Raw genomic sequence first — 16,124 nt, 5'->3', positions numbered from 1 at the left:
GGCCGGCGCGTCTACCGGCGCCGTGCTGGTCACGGTGATCGGCATCGGCGGCGGGATGGTGTCGCTGTCCGTCGGCGCCTTTTGGGGCGCAGCCCTTGCGTTCGGGCTTGTAGCACTTCTGGCGAAAGCGGCCGGCGGCGGTGTGAGCGCCCAGGGCACAGGCCAGATCATCCTCGCGGGCATTGCCGGCTCGCAGCTCTTCAACGCGCTGACATCCTTCATCATCACGCGCTCGGCCAATGCCGAACAAGCGCGCGGCATCATGTTCTGGCTGCTCGGCAATCTGAGCGGCGTGCGTTGGGATGATGTCTGGCTCGCCGTGCCCGTTGCGGTTGGCGGTGTCGCGGTCTGCATCTGGCACATGCGCGCGCTCGATGCTTTCGCCTTTGGCGCAGATTCCGCGGCCTCCCTCGGCATTCCCGTGCGGCGCGTGCAGGTGGTGCTGATCGCGATCACCGCGCTGATGACGGCGGTGATGGTGAGCCTTGTTGGTTCGATCGGCTTTGTCGGCCTCGTCATCCCGCATGCGGCGCGCTTCCTTGTCGGCGTGCGCCATGGACGCCTCCTTCCGGTCACCGCGCTCACCGGCGCCGTCTTCCTCGTCATCGCCGACATCGTGTCGCGCACCGCCATACCCGGTCAGGTTGTGCCCATCGGCGTCATCACCGCCCTGGTGGGCGCCCCGGGCTTTGCGCTCATCCTCATTCGCGGCAGGCGGATGCGATGATGTTGCGGGCAGAAAACCTTGGCTGGACGGTCCGCAGCACGGCGATTGTGCGTGACATCAGTCTGAGCGTGCGGGAAGGGGAGATGCTGGGCATTCTCGGGCCCAACGGCTCCGGCAAGTCGACGCTCATGAAGATGCTGGCTGGCATTCTCGCGCCGTCGTCCGGCACGGTGACGCTGAAGGGTCAGCCGATGGCCGCCATGCCGCGCCGTTCCATCGCCCAGATCCTGGCCTTCGTGGAACAGCATGCGGGCACGGCCGAGCGCATCACCGTGCAGGATGCGGTTGAACTCGGCCGCACGCCTTGGCTGTCGGCGATCGAGCCATGGTCGCCGCGCGATGACGCCATCGTTGGTCGTGCACTTGCCGACGTCGACATGGCAGCCATGACCAAGCGGCTCTGGCACACGCTATCGGGCGGCGAACAGCAGCGCGTGCATCTCGCCCGTGCGCTGGCGCAGCAGCCGACCATCCTGCTCCTCGACGAGCCTACCAACCACCTCGATATCGAGCATCAGCTGGCGATCCTCGGCCTCGTTCGCGCGCTGCCGATCACAACCGTGGTCGCTCTGCACGATCTCAACCAGGCGATGGGCTGCGACCGCGTCGCGGTGCTCGACGGCGGTCGTCTCGTGCAGATCGGCCCGCCCTCCGAGGTGCTGACGGCGCAGCTGATGCGCGATGTCTTCAACGTCCGCGCGAGCTTCCTTGTCGATCCCGACGACAACAGCCGCGTCATCCGCTTTCAGCCGCTGGGCACACCGGAAGCCAATCCAACGCTCATCAAGGAGGACCATTCATGATCCGCGCAGCACTTGCCGCAGCCCTGCTTTGCAGCCTGTCCAGTCTCGCTTTCGCCGATACGCATGAGGTGAAGATGCTGAACCGCGGCCCGAACGGCCCGATGGATTACGACCCTGCTTTTCTCGTGGTGAAGCCGGGCGACACCATCAAATTCCTGCCGACCGTGAAGGGCCACAATGCCGCGACGATCGACGGTTTCATTCCGGAGGGTGCAGAACCCTTCCTCAGCAAGATCAATCAGGAATTCGAAGTCACGCTCGACAAGGAAGGCACCTACGGCGTGAAGTGCTCGCCGCATTTCGACATGGGCATGGTGATGCTGATCCAGGTTGGCGCAGGCAGGGCCGATGCGGTCAAGCTGCCCGAAAAGCTGCCGCCGATCGCCAAAAAGCGCTTCGACAAGATCATCGATACGGTAAGCCAAGCCGGCCTCTGACATGACGCGCGTTGCACCACAGACCGCGAAAGCCATGTCCGAGCATTGGACGGCGCGCGCCCACCGCTTCGACGATGCCGCTTCCCATCTCAAGCACTTCGACGGCTGGCTGAACCTGTTCGGCCAAGCCTTGGGTGAAGAGCCGCGCGACGTGGTCGATCTCGGTACGGGCACCGGCGCCTGCGCGCTGCTTTGCGCCACGCTCGGCCACCGCGTTACGGCCGTCGACGGTGCATCCGGCATGCTGGACTATGCGCGTGCCCAGGCGAAGGAGCGCGGCCTGTCCATCCGCTTCATCGAAAACACCATGGACGACGCCGACCTGCCGACGGCCTGCGCCGACATCGTCACCATCCGCAACGTGCTGTGGACGCTGGAGCAGCCGGAAGAAGCCCTGCGCCTTGCCCACCGGCTGCTGCGACCCTCAGGCCGTCTTCTCGTGTCCGACGGCCTTTGGCGGTCCAGCCCCAATACAAGCGCGAACGAGTTCGGCGCCGAGCTGCCTTTCATTAACGGCCTCACCGAAGACGATGCTCGCGCCATGCTGGAGCGTGCAGGGTTCAGCGATGGTACCGCCTGGCAGCACCTCCTGCCGGATGATCTCTATGGCACGATGTATGCCCCCGGGTCGCAGCAGATGATCCGCTTCTTCGTACTGACCGCCCAGCGCGCCGCCTAGAACGACGATTGCCATTGGTTATCTGCGGCTCGCTCCCTACTTCACGGGCAGCCGCGGCGGATAATCGGAGGCCTTTTTTGCAAACGAACACCCGGTCCTTGAAGGATCATGTCGCAATCGTCACCGGCGCAAGCTCAGGCATTGGGCTCGCCGTTGCCGAAGCTCTGGCCGGTGCCGGCGCTGCACTCGTCGCCAACTTTCACTCACATGGCGATGCCGCCAACGAATTGGTCGAGCGTGTCACGGCGCAAGGCGGCCGCGCGATTGCGGTGCAGGCGGACGTGTCGGAGGAAAGCGAAGTGCTTCGCCTGTTCGATGCGGCGGCCGAGCATTTCGGCAGGGTCGACGTGCTGGTGTCCAATTCGGGCATCCAGAAGGATGCCCCTGTCGCCGACATGTCGCTGGACGATTGGAACGCCGTGATCGGCATCAACCTGACCGGGCAGTTCCTGTGCGCGCGAGAAGCCGTGCGCCGCTTCCGCGTCCAGCCGAGCGAAAAACGGCCGGCGCGCAGCGCTGGAACGATCATCGCCATGAGCTCCGTGCATGAGATCATCCCCTGGGCCGGGCACATCAACTACGCGTCTGCCAAGGGCGGGTTGCGCATGCTCGTGCAATCCCTGGCGCAGGAAGTCGCGGGCGATGGCATTCGCGTCAACGCGATCGCGCCGGGCGCCATCCGCACACCCATCAACAAGGAGGCCTGGGACAGCGAGGAAGCGCTGACCAAGCTGCTCCGGCTGATCCCCTACGGCCGCATCGGGGAGCCAGGGGATGTCGCGCGCGCCGCCGTCTGGCTGGCTTCCGACGAGGCCGATTACGTCACGGGCACGACCCTGTTCGTGGATGGCGGCATGTCGCTTTACCCCGAGTTCCGCGATAATGGCTGAACCGCGCCGCACCATCGGTGAACACGGTATCATCGGAAATCTCGAAACCGCCGCCTTGGTCGCCAGCGATGGTACGATCGACTACCTGTGCTGGCCGGCGCTCGACAGTCCGTTGATCTTCGCGGATCTGCTCGATGCAGGCAGCGGCGGTGCGTTTTCGATCACCCCCGACCTCGAAAACCCGCGTCATCTCCAGCTCTACATCCCAGACACCAACGTGCTGCTGACCAGTTGGACGGCGGAAAATGGCAGCGCGGAGATCGTTGATCTCATGCCGCATCCCAAGGCGAGCGGGCTGGCTGGCCCTGATGCGCGTTGCTTGATCCGTCGAGTCACGGCGACACGGGGAACCGTCACCTTCACCGTCACCTGCGCGCCGCGCTTCGATTACGCCCGCGAGGTTCCAGAGGTTCAGCGGGCGGATGGCGGCGTTTCCTTCAAGGGTCGCGATCTCTCCTTGAAGCTCTGCGCGTCCGTGCCGCTTGCCTGCGAGACTGGCGCGGCGACAACCCGCTTCACCCTTGAGGCCAAACAGAGTGCCTGGTTCATCCTTGGCGAAGAAGCGCTGGCTTGTCCCGACGACGAGGCTATCGCCAAGGAGATCGCCGCAACAACCGCCGCCTGGCGCAGCTGGCTGTCACAGGCCACGTACAAGGGGCGCTGGCGTGAACAGGTGCTACGCTCGGCGCTTGCGCTGAAGCTGCTGACGTCGGCGCGCCACGGATCGATCGCGGCAGCCGCCACCTTCTCCTTGCCGGAAGCGACGGGTGCGGGACGCAACTGGGATTATCGCGCGACCTGGATCCGCGACGCCTCGTTCACGGTCTATGCCTTCATGCGGCTGGGTTTCATCGAGGAGGCCGAGCACTTCCGCCTTTGGGCCGGGCAGCGTGTGATGGCTGCCGATGTCGATCATCCTATCCGCATCATGTATGCGCTGGACGGATCGGAGGCCGCCGACGAACAGGAGCTTGCGCACCTCAAAGGCTACGCCGAAAGCCGGCCGGTGCGGATCGGCAATGCCGCTCATGCCCAAAGCCAGCTCGATATTTTCGGCGAGCTGATGGACAGCGTTTATCTCTCCAACAAATACGGTCGGGCTATCTCTCATGAAGGCTGGCAGCACATCAGCGGCATCGTTGAATATGTGATGCAGCACTGGCAGGAAGCCGACGCCGGCATCTGGGAGATGCGCACGCAGCCGCGCCATTTCCTGCACTCGCGGCTGATGTGCTGGGTAGCGATGGATCGCGCGATCCGGCTGGCGAAGAAGCGCTCTTTGCCGGCACCGCTGGTTGTCTGGGCCGAATGCCGCGATGCGATCTCGGCCGATATCTGGGAAAACTTCCGCCATCCCGACAATGGCTATTTTGTTCAGGAACGCGGCGGCACCGAACTCGACGCCGCCTTGCTGATGATGCCGCTCGTCCGCTTCGTTTCGGCAACCGACCCGGTCTGGCTGAAAACGCTGGACGCGATCGGCGAGCAGCTTTGCGACGACGGGCTCATCTACCGCTACCGAAATGCCGACGGCCTCGAAGGCGGCGAGGGCGCCTTCACCACCTGCACCTTCTGGTACGCCGAATGCCTGGCGCGGGCAGGGCGCCTGGACGAAGCGCAGCTGGTGATCGCCAAGGGCCTGGCCTACGGCAACACGCTCGGCCTGTTTTCGGAGGAACTCGACAAGCGCGGCCTGCCGCTCGGCAACTTCCCGCAAGCCCTCACCCACCTCGCCTTCATCAGCGCCGCCTTCTTCACCGACCGCCTGCTCGATCCCGGCCATCAGCCGCTTTGGCAGCCGTGATGCGCAGCGTGATCAATCAGGAAATCGACAGGATCTCGAGTTCGCGCGGTCCAAGCAGCACCACGTCGCCGATCGCTTTGCCAAGCAGAACCGCGGCCACGGGCGACGCGTAGGAGATGGAGCCCTGCGCGGGGTTGGCCTCGTCTTCCCCGACGATCCGAAACGTCTGCGTGCGTCCGTCATCGCGCTCGAAGGTGACGGTGTGGCCGAAGGCAACGACATTGGTGGAAGCTGAGGTCGGGGTGAGTTGAGCCGTCCGCACCCGCTCGGCAAAGTAACGGGCATCACGGACCGGCACGGCAGACTGCCGCCGCCGTTCGTTGATGTCTTCGAGGAGGTTGGCGGCTTCCAGCGCCTGCTGCGCGCTCGCCAGGGCGGCCTGCAGCATTGCAAGTCCGGCTTCCGTGACGAGGTTCGCTCGATCAGAAATCGGCCGTGCCGGCAGAACGGTTTCCGAAGCGGCTTCCGCGCTGTCTTCCTTGGCGAAAGCCACACTCACTGGATCAAACCCCTACCGAATTAACCGATCATCGGCGAGCCCGTTAAGCAGCAAAGCCGGCAAGCTCATGGCGAGGGTGGTGCCATGGGCTTGCCGATCCTGTGACCCCTCAAGCCGCCTTCACGAACTTGTCGTTGAAGGTCTTTTCATAAGCGACATCGGCATTCTTCAGCTCAGGATCGAGGGTCTTCAGAACCTCCATCATCGAAGCATAGCCTTCCTGCGAAACAAGCCCATCCGGCGAGAACATTTCGCGCGAATTGCTGAAGGCCTGTTTGTAAAGGTCGCGATTGCCCAGCAGGTATTCCTCGGGAACGGTGTCGGCCACTTCATCCGGCGAGGCCGTTTGCAGCCACTTCTGCGCGGCCATCATGCCGTTCACCAGACGCTGCGTGGTGACCGGGTTTTCTTCAACGAAGGCGCCGGTGGTATAAAGCGTCGCCGCGGGGTTCGGACCGCCAAACAGGTCACGTGTGCCGGCTTCGGTGCGGGTATCGAGCAGGATCTCGATGTCGCCGTCATATTGCAGCTGCGCGATCACCGGATCGAGATGCGAAACCGCGTCGACCTGGCCCTGCTTGATGGCGGCAACCGCTCCGGCTCCACCACCAACGCCGATCATCGAAACGTCAGTATCCTGAAGTCCGTTTTTCAAAAGCGCATATTGCAGCATCAGGGACGTGGACGATCCCGGCGCCGTAACGCCGACCGTACGGCCCTTCAGGTCGGCGATCGTCTTGACCTCGCCGGCGAGATCCTTGCGCACCGCAATCACGATGCCGGGAAAGCGCCCGAGTGCGCAGATGCCGACGACATCCTGGCCTTTGTGCTGCATGCGGATCGTGTGTTCGTAGGCGCCCGTCACGACATCCACCGAGCCGCCCACCAGCGCCTGCAGCGACTTGGAGCCGCCCGCGAAGTCGTTGATGGAAACGTTGAGGCCCTGCTGCTCGAAGAAGCCCTTCTTTTCCGCGATCGTCAGCGGCAGATAATACAGCAGTGGCTTACCGCCGACGCCCAGCGTTACGTCAGTTCTTTCCGGCTTGCCTTCCTGCGCGAGAGCCGGCCAGGCGCCCGCTGCTGCACCCAGCGCCAGCGCGCCGCCGCCCATCAGAACCGTTCTGCGTTTCATTTCGCTTCCTCCCGTTATTTGTCGTTCTTATGAAGCGCGCCAAGCCAGGAGCCTGCGCTCGACCAGCGTCACCAAACCGTCCACCAACAGCACGAAAGCCATCAGAACGAACATGCCGGCAAAAACGCCGACCACGTCGAACACGCCTTCGGCTTGGTGGATAAGGTAGCCGAGCCCCGCCGCCGAGCCCAGATATTCGCCTACCACGGCGCCCACCACGGCAAAGCCGACGGAGGTGTGCAGGCTGGAAAATACCCAGGACAGAGCCGACGGCAGGTAGATGTGGCGCAAGAGTTGGCGTTCGCTCATGCCCAGCATACGGCCATTGTTGAGCACCGGCTGGCTGACTTCCTTCACGCCCTGATACACGTTGAAGAAGACAATAAAGAATACCAGCGTGACGCCGAGCGCGACCTTCGACCAGATGCCGAGCCCGAACCATAGCGCGAAGATCGGCGCGAGAACCACACGTGGCAGAGCGTTGGCGGCTTTGACGTAAGGATCGAACACCGCCGCAACCAGCGGCTTGCGGGCAAACCAGAAGCCGAACACCACGCCGCCCAGCGAACCGATCAGGAAGGCCAGCGCGGATTCTGCCAGGGTGATGCCGAGATGATACCAGATCGAGCCGCTGCTGAACCACGTCCAGATGCGCTGTGCCACGCCGACGGGGTTTGCAAAGAAGAAGGCGATCGTCTTGGGATTGCCGAACAGGGTTGTGGCGGAAGCCAGGTGCCACAAGGCCACGACGACGACGGCCACCAGGATCTGCAGGAGAACGAGCAGGCTGCGGTTCATGCGGCGGCTCCGGCCGTATTGTTATAGGCCGTCATGACCTGATCGCGCAGCGCGTCCCAGATGTCGCGATGGAGCCGAATGAATTCGGGATCGTGCCGGATCTCCGCGACGTTGCGGGGCCGCTCCAGCGTCACGGGAAAGTCGCCAATGATGTGCGAACGCGGTCCGGCCGACATGATCACGACGCGGTCAGACAGCGCGATCGCCTCGTCGAGATCATGCGTCACGAACATCACCGCCTTGCGGTCTTCCGACCACAGCTTCAAAAGGAGGTCGCCCATGATCTGGCGCGTTTGCGCATCGAGCGGACCGAAGGGTTCATCCATCAGGAGCAAGCGGGGATCGCGGATCAGCACTTGCGCCAGGCCCACGCGCTTGCGCTGGCCGCCCGACAGCATCTGCGGGTAACGATCGCCAAACGCGCCAAGACCGACGCGCTCAAGCCAATGCCGGGCCTTCGACAGAGCTTCGGCGCGAGCTGTGCCGGCGATCTCAAGCCCGATCGCAACATTGTCGATCACCGTCTTCCACGGCATCAGCGCGTCCTGCTGGAAGAGATATCCGGCCTGACGGTTGAGCCCGGTCAAGGGCGCGCCGAAGATGTCTACCGTCCCGCTGGCTGGCCGCAGCAAACCGGCCGTTGCGTTGAGCAGCGTGGACTTGCCGCATCCGGTGGGGCCGACAATGGAAACAAACTCGGTCTCACCAACAGCAAGATCGGTGGGCGCAACCGCCTCGTATCGACGCCGGTCAGCGAGGTCGAAGCTGATGGCGACGCCGTTCAAGCGCACGGCGGCGATGTCGTTTTTGGGCATTCCTCCACTCCTCCACAGCGCAGTATCAAGGCTTTAGAGGAAAGTGCAAGACAAGCAGGCGACCCGCCCACAGTTCAGTCGGATGTCATGGTCGGTCGGCGCGCTGTCCTGATCAACGCATGAAAAGCGCTCAAACCTAAGACACGGTCAGGCGCTCACGCCGCTGCGCCCACATCCTCAAGCACGTCCTTCAGCGCCGTGAGAAACAGGTCGGCGTGTTCGATTTTGAACGGCAGCGGCGGCCGGATCTTGAGGACATTTCCGGCCGGTCCAGACGCGCTGATGAGGACGCGCAGATCGCGCAAACCGTTGACGACCTTCAGCGCCAGCGCTCCATCCGGCTCGCGTGTTTCGCGATCCCTGACGAAGTCCAGCCCGAGAAACAGCCCGATACCCCGCACGTCGCCGATGGACGGCACAGTTTCCTGCAAAGCGCGCATGCCGGCCAGCAGGTGATTGCCCGTAGCGCGCGCATTCTCGATCAGCGACTCGTTCTCAATCACATCAAGCACGGCCGATGCGGCGGCGATCGACACGTGGTTGGCGCCGAACGTGTTGAAGTAGCGGATATCCGCGCCGAACTTCTGCTCGATCTCGTGCTTCATCACGGCCGCCGCAATCGGCATGCCGTTGCCCATCGGCTTGCCCATGACGACGATGTCGGGTGTGATACCATGGCGCATGAAGCCCCACATGCCGGTGCCCAGCCGGCCAAAGCCCGGCTGCACTTCGTCGGCGATGTAAAGCGCGCCCGCCTCGTGCAACACATCCAGCGTCTTCTTCAGGAAGCCGGCCGGCTCGGAGAAGATGCCGTCGGTGGAAAAGATCCCATCGGCAATAAAAGCGGCCGGCTTGATGCCATGACGGCGCATGAAGGCCATAGCATTGGCGACATTCTCCGCCATCACATCGCCGACATCGCGCCCGTCGCCACGGTAATTGTCGGGTGCCGGCACGGTCAGAACATGCTGGCCAAGCGGCATGTTGGGCCCGAGCGCCGGCGAGATTTCGGCCGCTGATGCCGTCACGCCATGATAGGCGTTTTCGGTGATGATGATGCCGGTGCCGCCGGTGTAGTAGCGCGCAAGCCGCAGCGCCAGATCGACCGCTTCGGAACCGGTGCAGGTATACATCACCCGGTTGAGCTCGGCCGGGAACGTCGCCAGCAGCCGCTCCGAATAATCCAGGATCTGCTCGCCGAGATAGCGCGTATGCGTGTTCAGCACTGCCGCCTGCCGCGCAATCGCCTCCACCACGTGGGGATGGCAGTGCCCGACGGAGGGGACATTGTTGTAGGCGTCGAGATAGGCATTGTCGTCGGCGTCATAAAGCCAGACGTCGTCGCCACGCACCACATGCACCGGCGTTTCATAGAACAGGCGATAGGACGAGCCGAGCAGAGCCTGCCGGCGCTCGATCAGCGAGCGCTCGCGTTCCGGCAGCTCGGCCAACTTGCCGCCATCGAAGCCGTTGATCATCGCAGGAGCAGGGCGGGCGGAAACCAGGCGCGTCATTGCGGCGTCCCTTCGGCATGGGCCTGACGAAGCCTAGCGATGGCCTCGTCACGCGGAATGGCATCGAGGCGGGCAAGCTGCGCCCAAACATCCAGGCTTCGGATCGTCAGCCGCTCGGCCTGATCGGGAAACAACTGCGCGCGGCTTTGCGGAATAACGAGCCGCATCACCAACCGCATCACCACGGCCGTATGCAGAAGCGCGATCTCCTCCTCCGACAAGCGGCTCACTGTGCGATAGCCACGCAGAAAATCGCACATGGCTTCAACCGGATCGTCTGCCACGCCGATCTGGTAGGCGGCGCCCACCGCAACATCGAACAGGACCGGCGCATGCACCATGTCGCCGAAGTCGATGATGCCCGCGATCTCGTCGGGATGGTCGGCATCCACCAGGATGTTTTCCATATTGAAGTCGTTGTGGATGCTTTCCGCCGGCAGACCCGCCACCACTGGCACGATCTCGGCATCGAAGCGATCAAACGCCTGCTCAAGCCGCGCTCGATGCTCGGCATCGGGAAAGGCCGGGATCAGTTGACGCAGATCGGCGGCATGCGTCATGTCCCAGGTGATCCGGTGCGAGACCGCCGGATGGTGGAAGCTTTTCAGCGCCTTCTGCATCCGGCCAAGCAGAGCACCAATGCGGTGACGTTGCAGGGCGGAATGCGGCGCGGTGCGCTGCGCCACCCCCGGCACGAAACTCACCATCCGCACGCCACGCGATCCGCCGTCGTCGGCCACAATCCGCGCATCCGGCTGGCCATTTCGGGTGCGGATGATGCGCTGCAGCGGGATGCCCGGATCTTCAGCTTCCACATGCAGCAGCGCCAGGCTGTGCATGTTGGTGACATCCGGGTCTTCCGCGGGGTTGAGGATTTTCAGAAGCATCGCCGTGCCGTCAGACAAGGTTAGGCGATAGTTGCTGTCCTTTTCGCCCCACAGCCACTCGGCCTTGCCTTCGAGACCGTAAAGCTCGCGTGCGATCTGCTCGGCTTGCTCAGGCGGAACGGCCGTGGCGCCGGTGTTCAACTCGGCGCCCAGCCCGCTCGCGCTAGTTTTCATCTGTGCAAGCATCACAGTCCGTCAGGCGCGATCTGCGGCCACCCTGTCGAGGGCGCGGCCGAGCGCATCGAACATCTCGTCGATCTGTTCGGCGGTGATGATCAGCGGCGGGCAGAAACACACGGCTTCCATCACCGCGCGGCAGATCACGCCTTCTTCCTGCAAGGCGGCAGCGACGGCAGCAGCCGCATCGCCGGGCTTGCCGTCGGCAAAAGGCTTGATTTCCAGCGCGCCGAGCAGCCCCACACCCCTAGAGGAATGAGCAACCGGATGCTGCGCGAGCTCGCTCAGCCTGCCAAGGAACTTCTCCTCGAGCGCCGCCGCATTGCCGACGAGATCGCGCTCCTGGATGATCTTAAGGTTCTCCAGCCCAACGGCGGTGGCAACCGGATGGCCCGATGCCGTGAAGCCATGGCCGAACACGCCGATCCGCGCGGATTCATCGGCAATCGGCTGGTAGAAGGCGTCGTTCATCAGGATCGCCGACAGCGGCAGATAGGACGATGAGATCTGCTTCGACAGCACGAGAACGTCGGGCTTGATGTCGTAGGTCTGGCAGGCAAACATATTGCCGGTGCGACCGAAGCCGCAAATGACCTCGTCCACGACCAGCAGAATGTCGTGCTTGCGCAGGATCTCCTGCACGCCTTCCCAATAGCCAGCCGGCGGCACGAGCACGCCGCCCGCACCCATCACCGGCTCGCCCCAGAAGGCCGCGATCGTGTCCGGGCCCTCGCGCTGGATCAGGTCTTCGAGATCCCCGAGCATGCGCTCGGTGAAGTCCGCCTCGCTTTCACCGTCCTTGCCGAAATGGACATAAGACGGGCACGACGTATGCACCATCCGGTCGAGCGGCAGGTCGAAGCTCTGGTGATTGCGCGGCAGGCCGGTGATCGAACCGGCAGCGATCGTCACGCCATGATAGCCGTAGATGCGGCCGATGATCTTCTTCTTGTCCGGCTTGCCCAGCGCGTTCGAGCGATACCACACCATCTTGGCCGCAAGATCGTTGGCTTCTGAGCCCGACGAGGTGAAATGCACCTTCGACATCGGCACGGGTGCCATGCTGATCAGCATTTCCGACAGTTCGATCGAAGGCCCATGCGTCTTGTAGGCGAAGGTGTGGTAATAAGGCAGCTTGTCCATCTGCGCCTTCGCGACCTCGGACAAACGCTTCTCGCCGAAGCCGACGGCAACCGACCACAGGCCGGCAAGACCCTCGATATAGCGCTTGCCGTTATTATCGGTGACATAGATGCCGTCGCCGGACTCGATCACCAACCCGCCGCTCTTCTCGTATGTGCGAAGATTGACGTTGGGATGCATCTGGTAGGCGATGTCGCGGGCTTCGATCGAGTTCGGCGCAATGGTCATGAACAGGCTCCAGTGGCTGGGACGGGCTGAGGTCGAGCGCTGATAGAAGCTCTACGAAACCCTACCGGCTTAAGCAAAGGCTACGGCGGACAAGCCGATGGTCCACGCGGTGCGTCCTGACATCTAGGGATCAGCGCCGCGCGTTTGCGCTCACCCCACCTCGCTCAGGCGCAAGGCTGCCGCACGTCGATGCCCTTCCATGCCCTCCGTCGCACTCTGGCGAACAGCCGGCGGTGCCACGGCCGCAACGGCGCGTGCGTCCAGCGTCTGATGCGTGCAGATTTTCACATAAGAACCCACCCACAGACCGCCGGTGTAGCGGCCGGCGGCCATGGTGGGCAGCGTGTGGTTGGTGCCGCAGCATTTGTCGGAATAAACCACCGAAGACAGAGGCCCGATAAACAAGGAGCCATAATTGCGCAGCTTCTTTGCGGTTGCCGCGGAATCGGCGGTGTGAACCTGCAGATGCTCGGCGGCAATGAAGTCGGAATAAGCGATCATGGATGCTTCATCGTCGCAAACAACGACCTCGCCAAAGTCGCGCCAAGCAACGCCGGCGACATCGGCGGTGGAGAGCGTTTCCAGCTGGCGCTCCACCTCGCGCACCGTGTCTTCCGCCAGTTTCGCATCGGTGGTGATGAGGCCGACCCGCGTGTGAATATCGTGTTCTGCCTGAGCCAGCAGATCAGTTGCGATCATCGACGCATCGCCAGTGGAATCGGCAACCACGAAGATTTCCGACGGACCCGCCAGCTGGTCGATGCCGACGCGGCCGAATACCTGGCGCTTGGCTTCATTCACGAAGGCGTTGCCCGGCCCGACAATCTTGTCCACTGCCGGCACCGTTTCCGTTCCGAAGGCGAGTGCCGCGATCGCCTGCGCGCCGCCGATGCGGAAGATGCGGTCGGCACCGGACAAATGGCAGCCCGCGATCATCGCCGGATGGGCGGTGGGCGGCAAACAGGCGATCACGTCATCCACGCCCGCCACCTTGGCCGGCACGATCGTCATCACTGGCGCAGACAGGATCGGATAGCGACCGCCCGGCACGTAAGCGCCGATACGTTCGATCGGGATCACGCGATGACCGAGATGCAGGCCGGGAAGAAGCTCGACTTCCAGCGGCAGGATCGTCGCCAGCTGCGCTTGTGCAAACCGCCGCACATTGTCGATGGCGAATTCGGTGTCGGCGCGTGTCTGCTTGTCCAACCCGTTCAGTGCCTGCTGCCGCTCTTCAGCCGTCACTTCGAAACGATCGAGCTCGGACTTGTCGAATTTGTTGGAGAACTCCCGAACGGCTGCATCGCCGCGCGTTTGAACGGCCGAGAGGATATCCTTCACCGTCGTCTCGATCGCCGCCGTATCGGCTGCGGTATCGCGCTTCGGTTCCTTGATGTGGTGGACCTTGCCGCCAAAACTCTGTGCCATGAAAGACGGTCTCCTCACTTGCGCGATGCGTTGCGCGAACCATTCCCCAGGCCGTCATCGCAAACAACGCCATGCAGGCTTGTTGTTCAGTATTCTCACCGGTGCTACGATCTTTGCTGCTGGGGTAGCGGCTGAGTGGGGAGGGGCGTTCATGGCGCAGGTAGGATCCAAGCTTCGCGAGTTGCGAAGGCGCCGCGATCTTGGCGTGCGTGAGCTGGCGCTGCGCTCCGGCATCTCTCATTCGGCCATTTCGCTGATCGAGCGCGATCGCATGAGCCCGTCCGTGGATACGCTGAGCGCCATCCTCGATGCGCTCGGCACCACGCTTCCCGGCTTCTTCTCCGATCTCCAAGCGAGCGCCCCCTATACCCCGTTCTACCGTGCGGAAGAGCTGGTCGAGATTGGCAAGGCGCATGCGATTTCGTACCGCATGATCGGCATCAACCATCCCAACCGCCAGCTGCTGATGCTGCACGAAACCTATGCCGTCGGCGCCGATACCGGCCAGGCCTTCTCCCATGCCGCGCAGGAAGCCGGCGTCGTCACCAAGGGCGCCGTGGAGCTCACGGTTGGCGAACAACAGCGCGTTCTCAAACCGGGTGACGCTTATTACTTCGACAGCCGTTTGCCGCACCGCTTCCGCAATGTTGCGGATGAAAAAAGCGAGATCCTGAGCGCTGTCACCCCGCCGACCTACTAGCGAGCGGTCACTATTCTCACCGGTGCCTCCAAAACAGGGGTCACGCGCCAAAGGAAATATGCTGGACTGCATTACGGCATCAATAAACAGGGGAACAAAGCCATGCTGAAGCCATCACGTTTCTTCACCGTATCGACGCTGCTCGCCAGCACTCTGGCGCTCGGCATGAACGCCGCTGCGGCGCGCGATCTCACCGTCGTGTCCTGGGGCGGCAACTATCAGGATGCGCAGCGCAAGATCTACTTCGAGCCCTTCTCCAAGGTGCTGGGCAAGCCGGTGCTCGATGAAAGCTGGGATGGCGGCATCGGCGTGATCACGGCCAAGGTCAAGGCCGGCAGCCCGAACTGGGATGTCGTGCAGGTCGAGTCCGAGGAGCTAGCGCTTGGATGTGCGGACGGCCTCTACGAAAAGATCGATTGGACCAAGCTCGGCGGCAAGGATCTGTACCTGCCGGCTGCTGTCGACGATTGCGGTGTCGGCCAGATCGTCTGGACCACCGGTCTGTCCTACGATGCCGACAAGCTGAAGACGGCGCCGGCTTCCTGGGCGGACTTCTGGGACACGAAGAAATTCCCGGGCAAGCGCGGCTTTCGCCGGGGACCCAAATACGCGCTGGAATTTGCGCTCATGGCAGATGGCGTGAAGCCGGCTGAAGTCTATGACGTGCTCGGTACGCCGGAAGGCGTCGACCGCGCCTTCAAGAAGCTGGACGAATTGAAGCCCAACATCGTCTGGTGGGAATCCGGCGCGCAGCCGCTGCAATTGCTGTCGTCCGGCGATGTCGTCATGACCACCGCCTATAATGGCCGCATTACCGGCATCAACAAGACGGAAGGCAAGAATTTCAAGGTCGTTTGGCCGGGCAGCATCTATGCCGTCGACAGCTGGGTCGTGCTGAAGGACGCCGAAAACAAGGATGCGGCGATGGACTTCATCGCTTTCACCAGCAAGGCGGAAAACCAGGTCAAGCTGCCGGAATACATTGCCTATGGTCTCCCCAACAAGGAAGCCGCTGAGGCCGTTCCGGCCGAGTTGAAGAAGGACCTGCCGACTTCGGCGGAGAACCTCGAACAGGCGATCCCGCTCGATGTCGATTTCTGGGTCGACAATGCCGAAGCGCTCACCCAGCGCTTCAATGCTTGGCTCGCGCAGTAAGCTGCGGCATCCTCCCTTGATCTGACGCGGTCTCAAGCCGCGTCAGACGGGCTCGCTCTCACAAAGGGGCGGGCTCAGGGGGAACGATATGTAGCGGCACGAGCCATGACCCAGCCTTATATCCGCTTCGACAAGGTGACGAAGGCCTATGGCGACTTCACCGTCGTTGAAGACCTTTATCTCGACATCGCCAAGGGCGAGTTCGTCAGCCTTCTTGGACCCTCCGGCTCCGGCAAGACCACGCTTCTGATGATGCTGGCCGGCTTTGAGCCGCCGACGCGCGGCGCCGTGATCGTCGATGAAAAGCG

Annotated in this window: 17 protein-coding genes; 9 read left to right on the top strand and 8 right to left on the bottom strand. The window is 63.0% G+C overall.

Annotation, left to right across the window (positions count from 1 at the left end; all coding sequences use genetic code 11):
* The 6 genes from RTX98_RS12015 to RTX98_RS11990 all read left to right on the top strand — a co-directional run.
* Positions 1-727, top strand: a 727-nt coding sequence (locus RTX98_RS12015; RefSeq protein ID WP_312796815.1) for an iron ABC transporter permease, incomplete at its 5' end; no start/stop codon positions are given.
* Positions 724-1,530: an ABC transporter ATP-binding protein gene (locus RTX98_RS12010; protein ID WP_312796814.1), complete on the top strand. Its 807-nt coding sequence runs from the start codon at positions 724-726 to the stop codon at positions 1,528-1,530. The genes RTX98_RS12015 and RTX98_RS12010, both read left to right, overlap by 4 nt.
* Positions 1,527-1,967 (top strand): pseudoazurin, encoded by a 441-nt coding sequence (locus tag RTX98_RS12005; RefSeq protein ID WP_312796813.1) that lies wholly within the window; start codon positions 1,527-1,529, stop codon positions 1,965-1,967. Before RTX98_RS12010 ends, RTX98_RS12005 begins: the two co-directional genes overlap by 4 nt.
* A 1-nt stretch (position 1,968) precedes the next feature.
* Entirely contained in the window at positions 1,969-2,646 is a 678-nt protein-coding gene (locus RTX98_RS12000) for a class I SAM-dependent methyltransferase (RefSeq protein ID WP_312796812.1), read from the top strand.
* A 77-nt stretch (positions 2,647-2,723) separates the two neighbouring features.
* Positions 2,724-3,536: a glucose 1-dehydrogenase gene (locus tag RTX98_RS11995; protein ID WP_312796811.1), complete on the top strand. Its 813-nt coding sequence runs from the start codon at positions 2,724-2,726 to the stop codon at positions 3,534-3,536.
* Positions 3,529-5,340, top strand: a complete 1,812-nt coding sequence (locus RTX98_RS11990; protein WP_312796810.1) for a glycoside hydrolase family 15 protein — start codon at positions 3,529-3,531, stop codon at positions 5,338-5,340. The genes RTX98_RS11995 and RTX98_RS11990 overlap by 8 nt, the downstream gene beginning before the upstream one ends.
* A 16-nt stretch (positions 5,341-5,356) precedes the next feature.
* Here RTX98_RS11990 and greA read toward each other — a convergent pair whose 3' ends face one another.
* The 8 genes from greA to hisD all read right to left on the bottom strand — a co-directional run bounded on the left by greA (position 5,357) and on the right by hisD (position 13,961).
* Complete coding sequence (gene greA / locus RTX98_RS11985; protein WP_312796809.1) at positions 5,357-5,839, bottom strand: transcription elongation factor GreA; 483 nt, start codon at positions 5,837-5,839, stop codon at positions 5,357-5,359.
* Positions 5,840-5,948: 109 nt separating this feature from the next.
* Positions 5,949-6,971, bottom strand: a complete 1,023-nt coding sequence (locus RTX98_RS11980; protein WP_312796808.1) for an ABC transporter substrate-binding protein — start codon at positions 6,969-6,971, stop codon at positions 5,949-5,951.
* A 27-nt stretch (positions 6,972-6,998) separates the two neighbouring features.
* A complete protein-coding gene (locus RTX98_RS11975; protein ID WP_189500922.1) occupies positions 6,999-7,769 on the bottom strand; it encodes an ABC transporter permease in 771 nt (256 codons plus the stop codon).
* Complete coding sequence (locus tag RTX98_RS11970; protein WP_312796806.1) at positions 7,766-8,584, bottom strand: ABC transporter ATP-binding protein; 819 nt, start codon at positions 8,582-8,584, stop codon at positions 7,766-7,768. The genes RTX98_RS11975 and RTX98_RS11970 overlap by 4 nt, the downstream gene beginning before the upstream one ends.
* A gap of 155 nt (positions 8,585-8,739) precedes the next feature.
* Complete coding sequence (locus RTX98_RS11965; protein ID WP_312796819.1) at positions 8,740-10,062, bottom strand: aspartate aminotransferase family protein; 1,323 nt, start codon at positions 10,060-10,062, stop codon at positions 8,740-8,742.
* 32 nt (positions 10,063-10,094) lie between these two features.
* Positions 10,095-11,159: a phosphotransferase gene (locus tag RTX98_RS11960; RefSeq protein WP_312796805.1), complete on the bottom strand. Its 1,065-nt coding sequence runs from the start codon at positions 11,157-11,159 to the stop codon at positions 10,095-10,097.
* 21 nt (positions 11,160-11,180) lie between these two features.
* On the bottom strand, positions 11,181-12,533 hold the full coding sequence (locus RTX98_RS11955) for an aspartate aminotransferase family protein (protein WP_312796804.1): 1,353 nt from the start codon (positions 12,531-12,533) through the stop codon (positions 11,181-11,183).
* Positions 12,534-12,683: 150 nt separating this feature from the next.
* Positions 12,684-13,961 carry a histidinol dehydrogenase gene (gene hisD, locus RTX98_RS11950; protein ID WP_312796802.1) on the bottom strand — a complete coding sequence of 426 codons (1,278 nt, stop codon included), beginning with the start codon at positions 13,959-13,961 and terminating at the stop codon, positions 12,684-12,686.
* A gap of 151 nt (positions 13,962-14,112) precedes the next feature.
* On the opposite strand from hisD, the gene RTX98_RS11945 reads away from it, so the two are divergent.
* The 3 genes from RTX98_RS11945 to RTX98_RS11935 all read left to right on the top strand — a co-directional run.
* Positions 14,113-14,661 carry a cupin domain-containing protein gene (locus RTX98_RS11945; RefSeq protein WP_189500932.1) on the top strand — a complete coding sequence of 183 codons (549 nt, stop codon included), beginning with the start codon at positions 14,113-14,115 and terminating at the stop codon, positions 14,659-14,661.
* Between the two features lie 165 nt (positions 14,662-14,826).
* Positions 14,827-15,816, top strand: a complete 990-nt coding sequence (locus tag RTX98_RS11940; RefSeq protein ID WP_312796818.1) for an ABC transporter substrate-binding protein — start codon at positions 14,827-14,829, stop codon at positions 15,814-15,816.
* Positions 15,817-15,921: 105 nt separating this feature from the next.
* The coding region (locus RTX98_RS11935) for an ATP-binding cassette domain-containing protein (protein ID WP_312796801.1) at positions 15,922-16,124 on the top strand (203 nt) is incomplete at its 3' end.

It is taken from the genome of Tianweitania sp. (assembly GCF_032053605.1).
GTDB lineage: Bacteria > Pseudomonadota > Alphaproteobacteria > Rhizobiales > Rhizobiaceae > Tianweitania.
Note: the sequence above shows the minus strand (reverse complement) of the source record. Positions and strands in the feature narration are given on the sequence as shown.

Coding starts and splice junctions, on each gene's coding strand:
- RTX98_RS11965 (WP_312796819.1), bottom strand. CDS start 10,062: ATGATCAACGGCTTCGATGGCGGCAAGTTGGCCGAGCTGCCGGAACGC.
- RTX98_RS11980 (WP_312796808.1), bottom strand. CDS start 6,971: ATGAAACGCAGAACGGTTCTGATGGGCGGCGGCGCGCTGGCGCTGGGT.
- RTX98_RS12005 (WP_312796813.1), top strand. CDS start 1,527: ATGATCCGCGCAGCACTTGCCGCAGCCCTGCTTTGCAGCCTGTCCAGT.
- RTX98_RS11955 (WP_312796804.1), bottom strand. CDS start 12,533: ATGACCATTGCGCCGAACTCGATCGAAGCCCGCGACATCGCCTACCAG.
- RTX98_RS11990 (WP_312796810.1), top strand. CDS start 3,529: ATGGCTGAACCGCGCCGCACCATCGGTGAACACGGTATCATCGGAAAT.
- RTX98_RS11970 (WP_312796806.1), bottom strand. CDS start 8,584: ATGCCCAAAAACGACATCGCCGCCGTGCGCTTGAACGGCGTCGCCATC.
- RTX98_RS12000 (WP_312796812.1), top strand. CDS start 1,969: ATGACGCGCGTTGCACCACAGACCGCGAAAGCCATGTCCGAGCATTGG.
- hisD (WP_312796802.1), bottom strand. CDS start 13,961: ATGGCACAGAGTTTTGGCGGCAAGGTCCACCACATCAAGGAACCGAAG.
- RTX98_RS12010 (WP_312796814.1), top strand. CDS start 724: ATGATGTTGCGGGCAGAAAACCTTGGCTGGACGGTCCGCAGCACGGCG.
- RTX98_RS11975 (WP_189500922.1), bottom strand. CDS start 7,769: ATGAACCGCAGCCTGCTCGTTCTCCTGCAGATCCTGGTGGCCGTCGTC.
- RTX98_RS11940 (WP_312796818.1), top strand. CDS start 14,827: ATGAACGCCGCTGCGGCGCGCGATCTCACCGTCGTGTCCTGGGGCGGC.
- RTX98_RS11945 (WP_189500932.1), top strand. CDS start 14,113: ATGGCGCAGGTAGGATCCAAGCTTCGCGAGTTGCGAAGGCGCCGCGAT.
- RTX98_RS11960 (WP_312796805.1), bottom strand. CDS start 11,159: ATGAAAACTAGCGCGAGCGGGCTGGGCGCCGAGTTGAACACCGGCGCC.